The following is a 16,857-nucleotide window of genomic DNA, read 5'->3' as shown; positions in this document are numbered from 1 at the left end:
CATTGGAAATTTCTCTAATCACTTTCACAAGTTCACGCTTTTTTTGTGTTTTTATCTTTTGACATAAACCATCCTGTTGCTGCAATTCCAATTAAAATTGTGTAGAAAAATAATTTCCATTCGGTAGAATGAGCAAAGTCATAGGATAATACTCCGACATCCGGGTGCCCTAATGTTAAAACAGCGAGTTTTACTCCTACCCATCCAACTATTGCAAATGCAGCAATTTCGAGTCCTGGTCGTGAATTTAATAGTTTAACGAACAAGTTAGCTGCAAAACGCATAATGATTAGTCCAATCAAACCGCCCATAAAAATAACGAGGAACTTTCCACCATCTAACCCTCCAATTGAAGGGAGAGTTGTATTTGGAAGAGTCATGGCTAAGGCAACCGCAGCAAGAATAGAATCAATTGCAAAAGCAATATCGGCTAACTCAACTTTTAAAACTGTAGCCCAAAAACCGGATTTTTTTTTCTCTTTTTCCTCTATATTCTCTTCTTTCTTTTTAAAGACCAGTTTCCTTGCTATGTGATTAATGGCGATAAACAATAGATATAATGCCCCTATAGCCTGAATTTGCCAAACATCCACAAGAAATGAAATAATAAATAAAGAAGCAAAGCGGAAGACGAAGGCGCCAGCTAAACCATAAAAGAGTGCTCTTTTCCTTTCTTCTTCTGGTAGGTGTTTAACCATAATGGCTAATACCAGTGCATTATCAGCTGCAAGCAATCCTTCAAGAGCAACTAATAGTAACAATACCCATCCGTATTCAAATAAAATTGATAGTTCCAATCAAATCAATCCTCTCAAAAATCATTATTTTTTATACAAAAAGTTCATATCAGACGTTACAATAGTAAACAACTTTGATGTATAGTACATCCTTATTTCACCTTGCTGGAAATAAATTTATTATTCATTTTTCAACTCCAGTCTGTTTAGGATTTCTTTTAATGAGAGTTCTAGAATGTCTGACCATATTTTTTTGTAAACAAAAAACCTTTACCAGATTTGGTAAAGGTTTAAATTACAATAAAGACCTTTACTAATTAGGTAAAGGTCTTGCTAACAACAATACAGTTGCCAACAAAGCCGGGAAGGATAATCTTCCGAATTGACGACTCTGCTGTAAAAGCTACTCCCCTTTAGGAGAACTATTCATTAAGTTAATTAAAGTATAGGATTACTATACTTGATTTGTCAATTGAAAGCTTAACATTTTTTTTGTAACTTATTTTGGGTAGCGTTACATGAACCTTCAATAAAAATAAATAATGTTTTAAAAGCGTTAATTTATGCTTGCCTGGCGGTGCTTTATTAATTGTAGTAAGTAAAAGAAATAGAAAAATGGAGAGTTCCATTTTCAAATCGGAAGTATGTCTTGGGTTGATATAAAAAAGAAAATCTATTAATAGAAGCATTGATGTAGAAGATGCCTCGAGAAAAAGTAATAGATATTTTAAATCAATTACTACATATGCCTAATTAAAACTTTGACGAGCTGGCAGAATATTGTCGTATGTTAGATGAGAGAGATACCACCAACCGTTAATTCGGAAGGTGGTTTTTAGGTTTAGTAGGTAGATTTAATGCTGTTTCTAAGATATCTATAAGGCTTTCTAATATAGTTTTCGTACATTTGAAATATAGAATGGGCAAACCACGAGCTAAAACCAAGAAGTTTATGTACAAACAAAGCAATAAAACTGTATAGTAATATACTTACATATTTTTTATCTTTTTTGTTTCTTTTTTCTTTTATTATAAGAGGTACGAACTGGACCAACAACCATAAGAACAATTAAGAGAAAGAAAATAACTATTTCTGTTACTTCCATCACTAGAAAAGGTCTAATAGCATTATTAATGGAGGTGTTTAGGTCAAAACCTAAAAGAATGTCCATGCATAGAGAAAAAACAGTTAAAAAGATGAACATCAGAATAGAAATACCGATTATTTTCATTTTTTATCACGCTCCACTAAACGATACTTCCTTTTTGGAAATAAATTTTTGCTATGCTTGCTTTTCTTTTTTTTGTTCTTAATAAATGCAATCAGAAGTAACAGACTTGGAATAATTACTTGAAGCGGGAGATGCAAATAAAGGGTGATAACATGAAGCCCTTCTTTAACATGTTCAGAAAAATTACTGGCGATTGTTATGGATAGAATCAGGATGGCTAGTCCTAATGGGAAAGCTAATCGTGCGGATTCTTTGACTTTAAATAAATTGGCTGTTGATACTACAGATGCATAGAAAAACACACACATTTTAAAAAATACACCTATAACCGATATTAGTATAAAATAAACATCTAACCGTTCTAAAAAACCGGCTACCTCTATTGTTTGTATAGTAGAAAGAAGGGGGAAAGGTGAACGGGTAACATTATTTACACCTAGTACACTAACATTTATGGCCATTACTGAAGCTAATATGAGTCCGCTGAATCCTATTGCTAATAAACCAATTCGTTTCACTTTTTCCGGTCGATTTAAATAGGGGAGGATCATAGCAAATATAATCACCTCTCCAAATGGAAAGTATAGGGTTTGAGTAAATGTCGTTTTTATAACAGGCTTGATACCTTCTTCAAGCACAGGTTCTAAGTTAGAAATTTGTATTATCCCGGAAACAACTATTAAAAAAAGAACGCTAATCCCAAGTAAAAAGATTAGAACAAATAGTAATTCACTTGTTCGCGCTAATACCTCAATGCCCTTACGAATTGTATATATAACTAAAAGAACCATCAATGTATTTAAAATAAACAAAGGAGTTTCCCAATAAAAGGCTGTATTTAGCATTTCTCCGAAATCCCTCAACACTCTTGCAGAAAGATATATAAAATAGAGTACGTAAATGAAGGCAAATATTTTCCCAAAAAAACTTCCAATAATTTTTTGTATATATTCAGTTGGAGGAATATCTGGATAATATGAGTAGAGACCATGATAGACCAAATATAAGCAAAAACCACCAACCATACCAATTAATATAGCAAGCCATGCATCCTGTTTTGCTTCTATTGCAATAGGTACCAACATGGCACTACCAAGTTCAAACAAGAAAATTAGAATGAATAGCTGATAGGTGCTGATTTTTGCCTTTTCCAATGTTTTTCACTCCATTTCTTAACACTTATTGTTTCATATCTGAAAGATATGAATTGGTTCTATTACCAGAACGTCGTATAAATGCTTCTACCTTCACATTTACCTTTAAGTTTGGAAAATATGTATCATCCCAATCGTTCTTCATCTTTTTCCATTTTTCTGGGTCAGAACGACGAACCACTTCCCCAAATCCAAAAACATCTGATTTGTTTTGCTGCGTTCGTATAACAGTATTTTCCAATTGTTTCTTAATTTCTTTTTCTAATTCCTTTTCTATATCCAAAATCTCATACGGATCGGTTAGATCAATTTGTGACCTTACTTCGCGAATATCACCTTCCGCTCGTACTCTAACTGTAATGACAGGGAGGTTATTTAATGTATCAGCTGAGACTTTTGTTTTTTGACGGAGCACGTTGTAAGTCAAGGTGTTTTTCTGTCCTTCCCAGTCTAATATCACATCTGTCTGTTGGATTTTATCCAATATCCATACTACTCCTCTAGACATCTCACCTTGATACCAGTCAACCAACTTTCCTTCTTTAAAAATGGCCAGTCCGTCAGATTCAAGAGTGGTATCCAGTTCAGACTGTTGAATATTCTCCATCTTTTTTCCTTGTTGGATATCTCCTTTTAAGCTAAATCCACTAATAACTGTTTCTTTCCCTGCAGAGGTGAGAGTAGTAATAACGTCCTGAAGGGTAACTTCCATACTTTCTCCTCTCGCTCTTTCGGTAGTCTGTAAAGTTCCGTTCACTTTCTCGGCTGGAATCTTATCAATGGCAGTCAAAGATTTAAGAAGATCACCTGCTTTTGTATGATGGGCTATTACAACCCTTGATGTCATTCGAATTTCTGGATCACGTTCAAAGGCATCTAAAATATCTGTAATGCCTTCTTCTTTTGCTAACTCCTCACTAATAACAATTAGATTTGCATGTGCGTGATATAGCCTTCTTGAGATTTTAGATGTCGCATGAAAATGTGCTTCCAGAACACTGTCTCCCATAGCTGTGTAAACGGTAACTGTGGGGCTTTGGCCGCTTCCTCCACCTTGAAGTCCTCCCGCTACGTTTCCAGGATTGATAAGTTGAATGGTCTTGACATACTTGCCCTCTTCATTTTTGTCAATCGCCATTGCAGATATTATCGCCAGTTCATTTAACTCTTTTTGATTCCAACACCCTGAGATAAAAACTGTGCTTGTCATAATCAAGAAAAGAAGAATCCATTTATGATTCATTCCGTTCACCTTTTTCCATGTTAGTAGTATTTTTCATAATACGAGTACGAGGAGGCTGTGGTTTCTGATTTTCCCCTTGACTTACCCTATTTTTGCCACTCAATAATCGTGGTCTTTTCTTGTAAGCCCAAATTGGTCTTCGGAAAATGGTATCACCTGCTTCCTCACGGATAAATGGTGCAAGAGGTGACATATATGGAACACCGAACGAACGCAGGCTGCATAAGTGAACTATCAGCAGAATAAACACTAGAATAATTCCATAAAAACCGAATGTCGCTGCACTGACCATAAAAATAAATCTAACCAAACGGGCAGATATTGCAACTGCATAGGAAGGGGTCGCAAAGCTGGCGATTGCTGTCAAAGAGACTACTATTACCATAGCAGGTGACACAATGCCAGCCTGTATTGCTGCCTGTCCAATGACAAGTGCTCCTACTATAGATATAGTGGAACCCATAGCTTTGGGCATCCGAATGCCGGCTTCCCTTAAAATTTCAAAAGTTATTTCCATTATGAGTGCTTCAATAAATGCAGGAAACGGAACAGATTCCCTTTGTGCAGCAATAATAATAGCCAATTCTGTTGGGATCATCTCCTGATGAAAGGTGGTGGCTGCGATGTATAAAGCAGGACCGACAAGTGATATGAAGAAGATCACAGTACGTAAAAAGCGAATAGCTGTTGAGATATCAAAACGTTCATAATAATCTTCAACTGATTGAAAAAAATCTATAAATAGGGCAGGTACCAGCAATACAAAAGGAGTCCCATTTACAAAAATGGCAATCTTTCCTTCTAACAAATTACCCGCCACACTATCCGGTCTCTCTGTATGATGTATCGTAGGAAAAGTAGTATTTGTTTGATCTTCTATCAGCTGTTCAATATATCCGGATTCTAAGACGCTATCAATGTTTATTCTATTTAAACGTCTACGTACTTCTTCTATGATTTCATTCTTTGCGATGCCATTTATATACATAATTGAAACTTCTGTTTTTGTCATTTTGCCAATATTTATGGACTCAACCCATAAATCTGTGTTGTTAATTATTCGACGAACCATGGCTATATTTGTCTCTATTGACTCGTTAAACGCTTCTTTAGAGCCTCGAATAGAAACATTTGTAGTAGATTCCTGAACAGATCGTCTCTGTCCACCTTGTGTGCTCGCACAAATCGCTTTGCTTATTCCATCGATTAGTGTAATAGTTTCACCCGACATTAATGCAGTAAATAGTTTTTCCCAGTCACTAACTACTTTGATTCCGCCTACAGCAACAACATCTTCGGTGAGAATTTCTAACACGTCTTGTGGTATGAGCTTTTCACTTAAATTTTGGTTATTCATAATTGATTCGATAACAAAATCGTTAACAGATTGATTGTCAACCATTCCTTTTACATATAAAATGGCTATTTTTATCTTGGAATTATGACCAATTTTTAACGGGCGGATTACGATATCTGAACTGTTTCCTGTTTTTTGTTTAATGACTTCAAGATTCTTGGACAAGGAGCTTTGGATGAGGTTCGGTAGTCTGTTGTTAGATTGAATTTGATTGTCTTTCTCTTGAATCTTTCTATCATCTTTTTGATTCTTTCGTTTTAAAAATGAAAACATAGCTCAAATACCTTTCTTTTTTAACCCATTTTGTTCAAGATAGAACCTTTTTAAACAAAATGGAAAAAGATTAGTCATGAATAAAAATCAAATGAGAGATTTGTCATAAGATTTTAATACTTTTTTTATCATACACTCAATTTAAAAAACCTCAATTTTACTGAATATTAACCTCTTTTTTGGGCAGTCTATAACGGAAGAAAAAATTTGGAGGTGGAGGAATGTTTGAAAAAAAATTAGCACTTCATGAAAGTTTGGAATTTCATGAAGTAATAAATTTTAAGACAGTATGTTTACTTAAATCTAAAATGATGCAAGGTATCGTTTTTGACCAAGATCTAAAAGCACTAATGGAGAAGGACGTAAAACAATCTATACCAGCTTTAACTGCAATGATTAAACTATATTCAAATTCTGAGTTAAACTAATCGGAGGTCGGTTCGTATGAATGACTATTTAGATCCTATAAATTCTGTTGGCATGGCTGAACTTACTGATTCAGGGATAGCCCTTGAATTTTTGTTATCAGCAAAAACTGGGGTTAGAAATCTTTCAATTGCATTGACAGAAACAGCAACACCTACAATTAGAAAGTTATTACAGGAACAACTTGATGTAACCATTGCATTATATTTCGAAATTGCAGATCTCATGATGAAAAAACAATGGTTAAACCCATACGATTTGGAACTTCAAAAACAATTGGATATAAAATCCGCTCAAAATGCAGTAGATATAGCTAACTTAAATCTCTTTCCGGGCGTTACAAATCGGAAAGGAATGTTTCCAAGTCCACCGAAGAATTAATGAATAGAGAAGGAGATTTAAATAATGAAAGCTGTTACTTTTCAAGGTGTTAAAAATGTTCAAGTAAAAAACGTGAAAGACCCAAGCATCCAAAAAGCGGATGATATCATAGTTAAACTGACTACTACTGCCATTTGCGGATCAGACTTACACTTAATTCATGGGATGATACCAAACCTTGGAGAAGATTATGTTATTGGACATGAACCTATGGGAATTGTAGAAGAAGTCGGTAAAGATGTAACGAAAGTTAAAAAAGGGGATCGCGTTATCATCCCATTTAATATAGCATGTGGTCAATGTTGGTATTGCAATAATGAATTAGAAAGTCAATGCGACAATGCGAATGAAAATGGAGAAATGGGCGCATATTTTGGCTACTCAGACACGACGGGAGGGTTCCCAGGTGGTCAAGCGGAATTTATGCGAGTTCCATATGCTAATTTTACACCTTTTAAGATTCCAGAAAACAGTGAAGTAGCGGATGAAAGTTTAGTGTTACTTGCAGATGCTGCATCTACAGCATTTTGGAGTGTAGACAATGCGGGAGTGAAAGCAGGGGATACGGTCATAATTTTAGGATGCGGTCCAGTTGGTCTGTTAGCACAAAAATTCGCTTGGTTAAAAGGTGCAAAAAGAGTTATTGCAGTTGATTACGTTGGTTATCGTTTAAAACATGCAAAACGTACGAATAACGTGGAGATTGTTAACTTTGAAGATCATGAAAATTGTGGTGAATATTTAAAAGAAATAACACAGGGGGGAGCAGATGTAGTCATTGACTGCGTAGGAATGAGCGGAAAAATGACTCCACTGGAATTTCTTGCATCTGGTCTGAAATTACAAGGAGGAGCAATGGGAGCTCTAGTAATTGCAAGTCAAGCTGTTCGCAAAGGTGGAACAATTCAAATTACAGGAGTTTACGGGGCACGTTATAATGCATTCCCATTGGGTGACATCTTTCAACGAAATGTGAATATTAGGACTGGCCAAGCTCCAGTTATTCACTACATGCCGCATTTATATAATTTAATTGCAGAAGGTAAGGTTGATCCAAGCGATATTGTCACTCATGTACTTCCTTTAGATCAAGCTAAGCATGGCTATGAAATATTTGACACCAAAATGGAAGACTGTATAAAAGTTGTACTAAAACCGTAAATATAGCGGGTTAGTTTTCGAGCATCTCTTATGAGGTGCTTTTTTTGATTTTGGAGAGGATTATAAGTGTATTTCTTTATAAAAAAATGCACATGACGAAATATTATTTCATCATGTGCAATCTGATTCATTTATTAATATGTTGTATAAACATGGATTTTTCCAACCAAGGGAATTAAGCTATTTTCTATTGGTAACTATTGGCACTGACATTGTTACTACACCATTTATCTCCAACTTTTGACCAATTTTTAATGCAAACACACCTTTAGAAAAAAAGACGATCATTTCGATGGTCTATTTTTTATCCAAACCATCAAGTAGATTGTGAAATGTTACACTTAAATTACCGGGGGAGTCTAGTTGAAGATGGAGGTATTTATTGAAAGGTTGTCGAAGTAGTTATTTTATAGGGAATTAAACGGGCAGTTTTTTTGAAAAGGGGGATTTAAAATTAATATTAACAACCTTACCGAACTAGTTCAAATAGCAAAAAAGGAACTTCAAGACACTGTTCGTATGCAACAAGGAATGATCTTTAAGTATAAAAAAATCTCTGGTCAATTTATTCACACACTTTGTGATGGTGATTTATTGTACCGACTAGGTTTAATTCCTAATCAAGTAGTTGGAAAAGCACTACACGAGTTTCTTCCTACTGAAAGTGCAATGGAAAAAACGAAATATTATCAGAGGGCTTGGGAGGGAGAAGAACTTGTTACGTACGAGAGCATGATTAATGGAATATTTTATCTTGCTGCTTTACGTCCAATTAAACATAGTGGAGAAGTGGTAGAAGTCATTGGGTCTTGTGTAGATATAACAGAACGCAAAAAAGCCGAGAAAGCTTTGCGGGAAAGTGAATACAAATATCGCCTAATTGCAGAAAACATGACTGACTCAATTATGTTATTTGACATTAACGGACATGTTTTGTATGCTTCCCCATCTAACGAAAAAGTAATTGGTTTATCCCAAAAAGATGTTGTTATCAATAAAATAATAGATAGAGTACATCCAGAAGATGTTCCTTTATTATTAGCTAAATTTAATCAAATTGTCAAAACTAAGTCTTCCTTACAGATGGAATTTCGCTTTTTGCATGCTAATGGGTATTGGATCTTAATGGAGTGTGTGGGTACATTAGTAATTGGAAAAAATGGTGAAACAGAGCATATTATTATTGTTGGTAGAGATATAACGGAAAAAAGAAAAGCAGAAGAACAGCTTTCAAAGTCAGAAAAATTAACTGTGGTAGGAGAACTTGCAGCAGGTGTCGCCCATGAAATAAGAAATCCTCTTACATCTATAAGAGGTCTTATTCAGCTATTACAACAAGGAATTATTAAACAGGAATTCTTTGAAGTTATTCATGATGAGTTTAATCGTCTTGAAGATATTATTAAAGAATTTCTTAATCTCGCAAAGCCAAAAGAGATTCAAATAAAGAAGAGTAATCTTGAAAAAATACTAAAAGATGTTGAGATACTGATGGAATCAGAAGCAAATATGAAAAACGTTAGAATATTCAGTCAAATCGAACCAGACATACCTATGATTTATTGCGATATTAATCAAATCAAACAAGTGCTTGTCAACCTAATTAAAAATAGTATTGAAGCCATTCCTAGTGGAGGTTACGTGAACATTCAAGCCGTTAAAGAGAAGTCAAATGTATTGATAAAAATCATTGATAATGGTGTTGGAATAAATGAGGAACGTCTCAAAAAATTAGGGGAACCTTTTTTTAGTAATAAAGAAAAAGGGACTGGTTTAGGGTTAATGTTATGCTTTAAGATTATAAGTCTGCATAAGGGGAGTATCACATTCATAAGTGAGAATAATAAAGGGACAACCGTTGAAATTAGGTTGCCACTTTCTTGAGAAAAAGTAGTCATAACCCAAAAGTAAGTTGACAGTTTAGCGCTATTGGTTAGAAAAGATATAAAGCACTATCTTAATGAGGATGCAAAAACTTTATTAGCTGGAATGAAAGTAATTGATGAATAAAGTTTACCATAATACATTAATTTTAGAACGTTCAGAAAGGAGGTTCTATTTATTTTACCTATAAATCTAAAGGGTGAGAAATTTACAGAAGGGTATATCACAAATCGCACGTCAATCGTATACATCGAAAGAGGATTTATTCGTGAATACGTTGTTGAACAAAAGAAAATATCTAAACCTGAGTTGGATAAGTGGGACCTTGATATTATTCAAGATAATGTTCAAATTGCCATGAAACGAAATGTAGATGTGGAAGTCAAGACACGGAAAAATGGAGAGTTCAATTTTCAAATTGGAACTATCTCCTGGGTTTCTTTAAAAAGAAGAACTATTGAAATGGAAGATGTGTAAGTTAAGGATGTAACTATATTAGAATAGAGTCGAGGTGTTAAACATGGACAGTAATAAAAAAGAAGAAGCAAATCAATTAATAGAAGCATTGATGAAGAAGATGCCTAGAGAAAAAGTAATGGATACATCAAATCAACTACATATGCCAAATAAAGCTTTGATGAGTTGGCGGAATATTGCTACATGCTAGATGAAAGAGAAACCACCAACCGTTAATTTGGTAGGTGGCTGTTTTGAGCTGTTTTTTTGTTGGCCATAGAAGTTTTTCTTATGGGACTGATTGGATTAGATAGGTTTCTTCAATTTCTTCTGCAGTTAAAGGTGGGTTGAACAGATACCCTTGGCCGCTAGGACATCCAAACTTCTTAAGGAGATTTACATGCTTGTCAGTTTCAATTCCTTCAGCAATGACGTTTAGGTTTAAATTTATTCCTATATCAATTATCGATTTAACAAGAGCCAAATCCTTGGAGTCGTGCATTCCGCAACGAATAAACGACTGATCGATTTTCAACGTGTCTACGGGTAGTTTTGTTAACAGACTTAGAGAAGAGTAACCCGTACCAAAGTCGTCTATCGAAATGCCAATACCCATTTTTTTTAATTGTGAGAGGATAGGATGTACTATTTCAAAATCTTCAAAAACGCTTTCTGTCACTTCAACCTCAAAATATTTTGGTTCCACCTTTGTGGCCATCATGCACATTTCTATATACTCAGTTAATTTGGTATATCGAAACTGATGAGGAGAAACGTTTACTGACACTTTAACGAGTGAATATCCTTTTGCTTCCCATTTGGATATCTGATTTAAAGCCTCTTTGATAACCCAATTCCCAATTTCATCTATTAAGCCTGTTTCTTCAGCAATTGGAATAAAATCCATAGGAGGTACATTACCAAGTACGGGGTTTCTCCATCGAATAAGCGCTTCCAGCCCATTGAGTTCTAAAGTGGCCAAATCCATCTTAGGCTGATAATGAAGAAGAAACTCATTATTTTCAATTGCTTTCCGTAGTTCTGTTTCAACCTTGATTTTTTGGTCTTGCTTTTCCTTTAGGCGTTTATTAAAAATCTTGAAATTGTTTTTGCCAGCTTGTTTTGCAGAGTACATAGCCATGTCCGCGAGATTTATAAGTTCAGTTAATTCGGTACTGTCAGAAGGATAATAGCTTACGCCTATACTAGTGGTAACATATATTTCATTTCCTTCAATGAAATAAGGAACCTTGATTTGTTCAATAATCTGTTCAGCAATCATAAGAGAAACATCTTGGCTTTTATTGGTGATTAATACGATAAATTCATCGCCGCTTAAATGGAACACAGAGATGGATTCATTTTGGAATGATCTTAATGTTTCAGCTATTCTTTCTAGCAGTGCATCACCAACTCTATGTCCAAACTTATCATTTATCAGCTTCAATCTGTCGATGTCCACAAATAGAACTGAAACTGTATTTGAATGCTTTATGTTGATAAGCTTTCTTTCAAGACTTCTTCTGTTAGGAAGATTGGTTAATTCATTATGATTCGCTAGAAAATCGATATGTTGTTCCTTGATTTTAAGGTCGGTTAAATCCCTTACAACGCAAACAATCTTATTTGTTTCTTCGACTTTGGAAAGCGTAAGCTCTTGCGGGAATTTCGTTCCGTCTACCCTGGTTCCAACTGTCTCGCCTCTCCAAAGCCCTCTTTCATTTAAGATGGGAATAGCAGAAGAATATAAAATTCCTTGCAAAGCTTCCTCATCGTAGCAAATATGCCAGGTGTTATTCAACAGATGTTCTTTAGTAAATCCATACATGGTGGCATGAGCTTCATTTGCAAATACAAATTTACCATCTTCATCTGTAATGCCAATACCATCTATTGAAGAATCCAAACCATATGAATATTCAATCAACGTCAGCTCTGTCTGGCTTAATCCTTTTATATCTCGCTCTTTCATTGTGACCCCCTAATGTCCCAGCATAATTTATTTCTTAAGCATTATTTATTATCGGTAAAGAGAAAAGATTATGAAGGTGTAATCAACAAAAGTATTCTGTTGAGGTAACATTTAAGGATGGACAAAACACAGTATTGCAACTGATACAGATGTTCTTGTACTGAAACCCGTCAAATTAAATGGAGTAAAAATGGTAGTTATGCTGGAAAGTGATGCAATTAATATGGCCAAAGAAAAGGAATTGAAGGTTATTGAACAGCGCTATTATTCAAACAAAGCCAAACCATTGATAATGGTAACTTGTTCAATGAGTGTTACACAACACTAATAACAACATAAATATTAATCCAAATAACACTACATTAAAGTCAAAATGAGCATTGCTTTTAGCAGTGCTTTTTTATATTTCGCAAAACACTCAAATAATTAAAGGAAATTAATCATTGATGTTAGATAGTAATTCTAATAGAATAAATATTCATAAATCAGACACAATTTAGTTTGCTAATATGTTAAAAACAACTAGTACTTATGGTATAATATTTTAAAGTTTGTTTGATACTAAGGTAATTTTATTTATTTTATGTAAGAGTGTCCTAAGTAGCAATAACAGGAAGTAAAAAAAGAGGATAGAGGTAATCATCGTGAAACTATTGTCAAATTTAAAAACATCGGTAAAATTGATCGCTGCATTTGTATTAATGAGTATTGTTTTAGGTATTGTAGGATTTTACGGATTGACTAATTTAAATAAATCTAATGAACAACTTCAATTTATGGTGGAAGAACGGATGATTCCGATAAGTGAATTAGGGAAGGTAGAGACTTTATACCAGCAAATTCGTGTAAATATTCGAGATTTAGTATTTGTGGGAGAAACATCTTCAAAAAAGAAAGAGTTTGAAGATACAATAAACACAATTAAAGTTGAAATTGATACCAAGCTAAAGAATTATGAAGCCGGTACTATTATGCTTGCATCAGAACAAGAAATTATTGATGGATTGTATCCTGCCTTAGAAGAATATTATTCTATATTAGAACAGGCTAAAATATTTGCCTATTCTGATGATAAAGAGGGGTATTTACGTCTTGCCCCAGCATTCAATGAATCAGGAGATAAAGTAGAAAGTATAATAAATGAACTTATTAAGCATAATGTTGAGCTTGCTCAAAAATCAAATGAAGAGTCAAATGCAGAGTTTAAACAAGCAAAAATTAACACAATAATAGTCATTATAGTCGCAATGGTATTAAGTATCGCTTCCGGTTACCTCATTGCACAACTGATATCAAGACCATTGAAAAAGGTCGTTACTTTATTAGGGCAGGTTGCGAATGGTGACTTAAGTCAAACTACGGATATTGATAGAAAGGACGAAGTAGGAGAACTTGCAAAATCAACGAATGTGATGGTTGAAAGTTTACGCAAACTGATGCAAGACGTTATGAATACTTCTCAACAGGTAGCAGCATCATCAGAAGAGCTAACTGCAAGTGCAGAACAAACCAGCCAAGCAACAGAAGAAATTACGAATGCCATTCAAGGCATTGCCGAGGGGGCAGAGACTTCTACAGCTAGCCTAGAAGAAAGTTCAACAGGTTTAGAAGAAGTAACGTTAGGTATACAAAACATTGCCGATAGTTCGAATACCATCGCTGAAGCTGGCTCACATGCAAGTGCTCAAGCGAAAATGGGAGGGGAATTTGTTGGAAAGACTGTTCAACAAATTCAAGCGATCAATCAATCGGTAAACGAGAGTAGTGAAGCAATTAAATCTTTAGATAAACGTTCACAGGAAATCGGGGAAATCACAAAAGTAATTACAGAAATCGCAAATCAAACCAACTTATTAGCATTAAATGCAGCAATCGAAGCTGCAAGAGCTGGAGAACATGGAAAAGGATTTGCTGTAGTTGCCGACGAAGTTCGAAAGTTAGCTGAGCAATCCCAACAATCTTCTACGCAAATTTCAGAGTTAATCAACGAAATCCAAATGGATATGACTCGTTCGAACGATTCTATAAATCAAGTGAAATCAGATGTTAAAGAAGGACTTGCTATTGTTGGGAAAACGCAAGAAAGCTTTAAGGTTATCTTGGGTTCCCTGGATAAAGTGAGTATGCAAATTGATGATATGGCCGCGACAGCTGAACAAATGTCTGCTAGTGCACAAGAGGTTTCTGCCAATATAACAAGTAGTGCTTCTATGTCAAGAGAGTCATCCATGAATTCTCAATCAGTAGCAGCGTCTACAGAGGAGCAATTAGCATCCATGGAAGAGATCTCTTCCGCATCTAACAACCTATCGGAAATGGCTATGAATCTACAAGAACTAGTAAGCAAGTTTAAACTATAAAATAAGAACCTCCTGACTAATCGAAAAACGATCAATGTCGGGAGGTTTTATTTAAATTAGCAGATAAATAGAGTTCATACAATTGTAGATTCACAAAGAAACAGAGCTTCAGTGCGAAATGAATTCTTTCCAAGGTTCACTTGACCGTCTTGGCTTAGAATATTTTGACTTATTGCTTATACACCAGCCTTACAATGATGTTTATGGTGCATGGCGTGCAATGGAAGAGCTTCAAAAAGAAGGGGAAATTCGCGCGATTGATATTTCAAATTTTTACGGTGGATCGTGCTATAGATTTATCAATGTTTCACGAAGTGATCCCAGCTATCAACCAAATTGAGATTAACCCATTCAAAACCAAAAAACAGAAGCTATTGAAACGCTAAGAGCAGAAGGAAAAAATGGCATTTTTCAAAATGATATTCTTAGTGAAATAGGTAAAAAATATAATAAGTCAGTTGCACAAGTCATTGTACGGTGGCTCGTGGGACAAGAACAGGTACCTGTTCAAGAATCAATTATACCCATAGAACCATCAAGATAAAAAAAATTTATCAAGAACCAGGCACTAAAAAATTTTTTCAACATATATAGGAGATATCCGTTCGAATTTGATGAGGAGGATATCATGCAGCCTATATTACCTATGGAGAAATATTTTGGGCAGTTTGAACTGGTGCATGCTTTTTATGGGGCTATGCCAACAGGTGTCAGCGTTTCCGAAACTGGTCGTATTTTTGTTTGCTTTCCGAAATGGGGAGACGACGTTCAATTTACTGTGGCGGAAATTGTTGAGGGTGAATTGCAGCCTTATCCCAGCTTAGAAACTAATTTGGTTAACACTAGAAACATTACGATGTCTTTCGTCAGTGTTCAAAGTATCGTTGCTGATGGAAGAGGAACACTTTGGGTACTAGATACAGGCGCACCAAATTTTTCTGAACCTATTCAAGGGGGAGCAAAATTAGTTGCTGTTGATTTAAGCACGAATACTATAAGGAGAGTATATACCTTTACAGAAGATGTTGTTTTGCCAACAACTTATTTGAATGATGTCCGTTTGGATTTTCGGGTTGGAAGAGCAGGCTATGCATATATAACGGATTCTTCTTCCAGAGGTCCAGGGGGCATTATCGTGGTAGATTTAGAAAATGGGAACGCGTTAAGACGGTTAAATGGGGCAATTTCAACTTCACCTGATCCCTATTTTTTACCGAAAGTAGAAGGTGAAATTTTGATGAACCGAAACCCGGATGGCTCGACTTTCCCATTTAGATTGGCTTCCGATAGTTTAGCGATTTCTCCTGATGGAAAGGTTTTATTTTATGCTCCGCTAACCAGCCGTCAGCTGTTCTCGATCTCAACAGAAGCCCTTAGAGACAGAAGGATACAGGACATGAATTTATCCCAATATGTGAAGTATTGGGGGGAAAAAGGTGCGTCTGATGGAATGATCACCGGCGCAAAAGGAACCGTTTATGCGGGAGACTATGAGAACAACAGTATCCGGAAGATATTGCCGAATGGCGCAATGGAAACCATCGCACATGACCCGAGAGTTTTATGGCCGGATACTTTTTCGATTGGCCCCGATCAATACTTATATGTCATAGTGAATCAATTACATCGGCAGGCGAGATTTCATTATGGAAGAGACCTGCGGGAAAAACCATACAGTTTACTTCGTATGAGAATTGATGAATTCCCTGCTCCTACCTTTTCATAATTATCTTAAACGAAGGTAGCTATCCCTCATTAGGGAGCTGCCTTTTTTGTCAGTTAAAATAAGAAACAGGTACCTGTGCAAGAAACAATTCAGATAGCAAACTACAATAAAAAATCTACCAAATTCCCAAAACGAACCCTCATATGAAAAAGTAGCTAAATGGTGAAGTGGGTACGATTATACATTATAATCTAATGCTGAATTAAGTTTTGCTGATGGAAATCTGAAATGGTTTGAATATTTTGAACGTAATTATTTATTATTTTATAAAATGTTAGTAAGTAAAGGAGGCACTGTTTTTCGCAGCCATTTCTTAGAGTTTGTAATCGAGGAGTTAGAGAGTTAGAGGGGCAAGTAGATATAACCAAAGGAAAAAATCAAGGACTAAGTAAGGATTTAATACTTAAATTTATTGGAGCTGCCATCGTAGGGACAGTAATAGCGTGGATTACTAATGGATTATCAGAACCCCGGAAAGTTGTGAAGTAATATACT

At 35.3% G+C, this 16,857-nt stretch carries 14 protein-coding genes and 1 pseudogene; 9 read left to right on the top strand and 6 right to left on the bottom strand.

The annotated features are described in order from the left end of the window. Window positions 1-32: 32 nt before the first annotated feature. The 5 genes from PGC35_RS20075 to PGC35_RS20055 all read right to left on the bottom strand — a co-directional run bounded on the left by PGC35_RS20075 (window position 33) and on the right by PGC35_RS20055 (window position 5,996). Window positions 33-797, bottom strand: a complete 765-nt coding sequence (locus PGC35_RS20075) for a TerC family protein (RefSeq protein ID WP_375220424.1) — start codon at window positions 795-797, stop codon at window positions 33-35. 941 nt (window positions 798-1,738) lie between these two features. Next, entirely contained in the window at window positions 1,739-1,969 is a 231-nt protein-coding gene (locus tag PGC35_RS20070) for a YczF family membrane protein (RefSeq protein WP_375220423.1), read from the bottom strand. Next, window positions 1,966-3,123, bottom strand: a complete 1,158-nt coding sequence (locus tag PGC35_RS20065; RefSeq protein ID WP_375220422.1) for a GerAB/ArcD/ProY family transporter — start codon at window positions 3,121-3,123, stop codon at window positions 1,966-1,968. The genes PGC35_RS20070 and PGC35_RS20065 overlap by 4 nt, the downstream gene beginning before the upstream one ends. Before the next feature lie 25 nt (window positions 3,124-3,148). After that, a complete protein-coding gene (locus tag PGC35_RS20060; RefSeq protein ID WP_375220421.1) occupies window positions 3,149-4,366 on the bottom strand; it encodes a Ger(x)C family spore germination protein in 1,218 nt (405 codons plus the stop codon). Then, window positions 4,356-5,996 (bottom strand): spore germination protein, encoded by a 1,641-nt coding sequence (locus PGC35_RS20055; protein ID WP_375220420.1) that lies wholly within the window; start codon window positions 5,994-5,996, stop codon window positions 4,356-4,358. Before PGC35_RS20055 ends, PGC35_RS20060 begins: the two co-directional genes overlap by 11 nt. 221 nt (window positions 5,997-6,217) lie before the next feature. On the opposite strand from PGC35_RS20055, the gene PGC35_RS20050 reads away from it, so the two are divergent. The 6 genes from PGC35_RS20050 to PGC35_RS20025 all read left to right on the top strand — a co-directional run bounded on the left by PGC35_RS20050 (window position 6,218) and on the right by PGC35_RS20025 (window position 10,515). Then, window positions 6,218-6,424, top strand: a complete 207-nt coding sequence (locus PGC35_RS20050) for a spore coat protein (protein WP_375220419.1) — start codon at window positions 6,218-6,220, stop codon at window positions 6,422-6,424. 16 nt (window positions 6,425-6,440) lie between these two features. Continuing rightward, the gene (locus PGC35_RS20045; RefSeq protein ID WP_375220418.1) at window positions 6,441-6,803 is read left to right on the top strand and encodes a spore coat protein; all 363 of its coding nucleotides are present in this window, start codon (window positions 6,441-6,443) and stop codon (window positions 6,801-6,803) included. Between the two features lie 24 nt (window positions 6,804-6,827). Beyond that, entirely contained in the window at window positions 6,828-7,964 is a 1,137-nt protein-coding gene (locus PGC35_RS20040; protein WP_375220417.1) for a zinc-dependent alcohol dehydrogenase, read from the top strand. 519 nt (window positions 7,965-8,483) lie between these two features. Continuing rightward, a complete protein-coding gene (locus PGC35_RS20035) occupies window positions 8,484-9,848 on the top strand; it encodes a PAS domain S-box protein (protein WP_375220416.1) in 1,365 nt (454 codons plus the stop codon). Between the two features lie 141 nt (window positions 9,849-9,989). Continuing rightward, the gene (locus PGC35_RS20030) at window positions 9,990-10,325 is read left to right on the top strand and encodes a YolD-like family protein (RefSeq protein WP_375220442.1); all 336 of its coding nucleotides are present in this window, start codon (window positions 9,990-9,992) and stop codon (window positions 10,323-10,325) included. A 43-nt stretch (window positions 10,326-10,368) separates the two neighbouring features. Then, window positions 10,369-10,515: a hypothetical protein gene (locus PGC35_RS20025; RefSeq protein ID WP_375220415.1), complete on the top strand. Its 147-nt coding sequence runs from the start codon at window positions 10,369-10,371 to the stop codon at window positions 10,513-10,515. Window positions 10,516-10,593: 78 nt separating this feature from the next. On the opposite strand, the gene PGC35_RS20020 is transcribed toward PGC35_RS20025, so the two are convergent. Continuing rightward, a complete protein-coding gene (locus tag PGC35_RS20020) occupies window positions 10,594-12,276 on the bottom strand; it encodes a sensor domain-containing protein (protein WP_375220414.1) in 1,683 nt (560 codons plus the stop codon). Between the two features lie 644 nt (window positions 12,277-12,920). Between PGC35_RS20020 and PGC35_RS20015 the strand changes: the two genes are divergently transcribed. From PGC35_RS20015 to PGC35_RS20005, 3 genes and pseudogenes are all read left to right on the top strand, one after another. After that, window positions 12,921-14,636: a methyl-accepting chemotaxis protein gene (locus PGC35_RS20015; protein ID WP_375220413.1), complete on the top strand. Its 1,716-nt coding sequence runs from the start codon at window positions 12,921-12,923 to the stop codon at window positions 14,634-14,636. A 118-nt stretch (window positions 14,637-14,754) separates the two neighbouring features. After that, window positions 14,755-15,162 (top strand): annotated as a pseudogene (locus PGC35_RS20010) (aldo/keto reductase); the annotation flags it as partial. 102 nt (window positions 15,163-15,264) lie between these two features. Next, window positions 15,265-16,362: an L-dopachrome tautomerase-related protein gene (locus tag PGC35_RS20005; protein ID WP_375220412.1), complete on the top strand. Its 1,098-nt coding sequence runs from the start codon at window positions 15,265-15,267 to the stop codon at window positions 16,360-16,362. Window positions 16,363-16,857 lie beyond the last annotated feature (495 nt).

Origin of the sequence: Psychrobacillus sp. PGGUH221 (genome assembly GCF_042055255.1) — a bacterium.
Taxonomy (GTDB): Bacteria; Bacillota; Bacilli; order Bacillales_A; family Planococcaceae; genus Psychrobacillus.
Note: the sequence above shows the minus strand (reverse complement) of the source record. Positions and strands in the feature narration are given on the sequence as shown.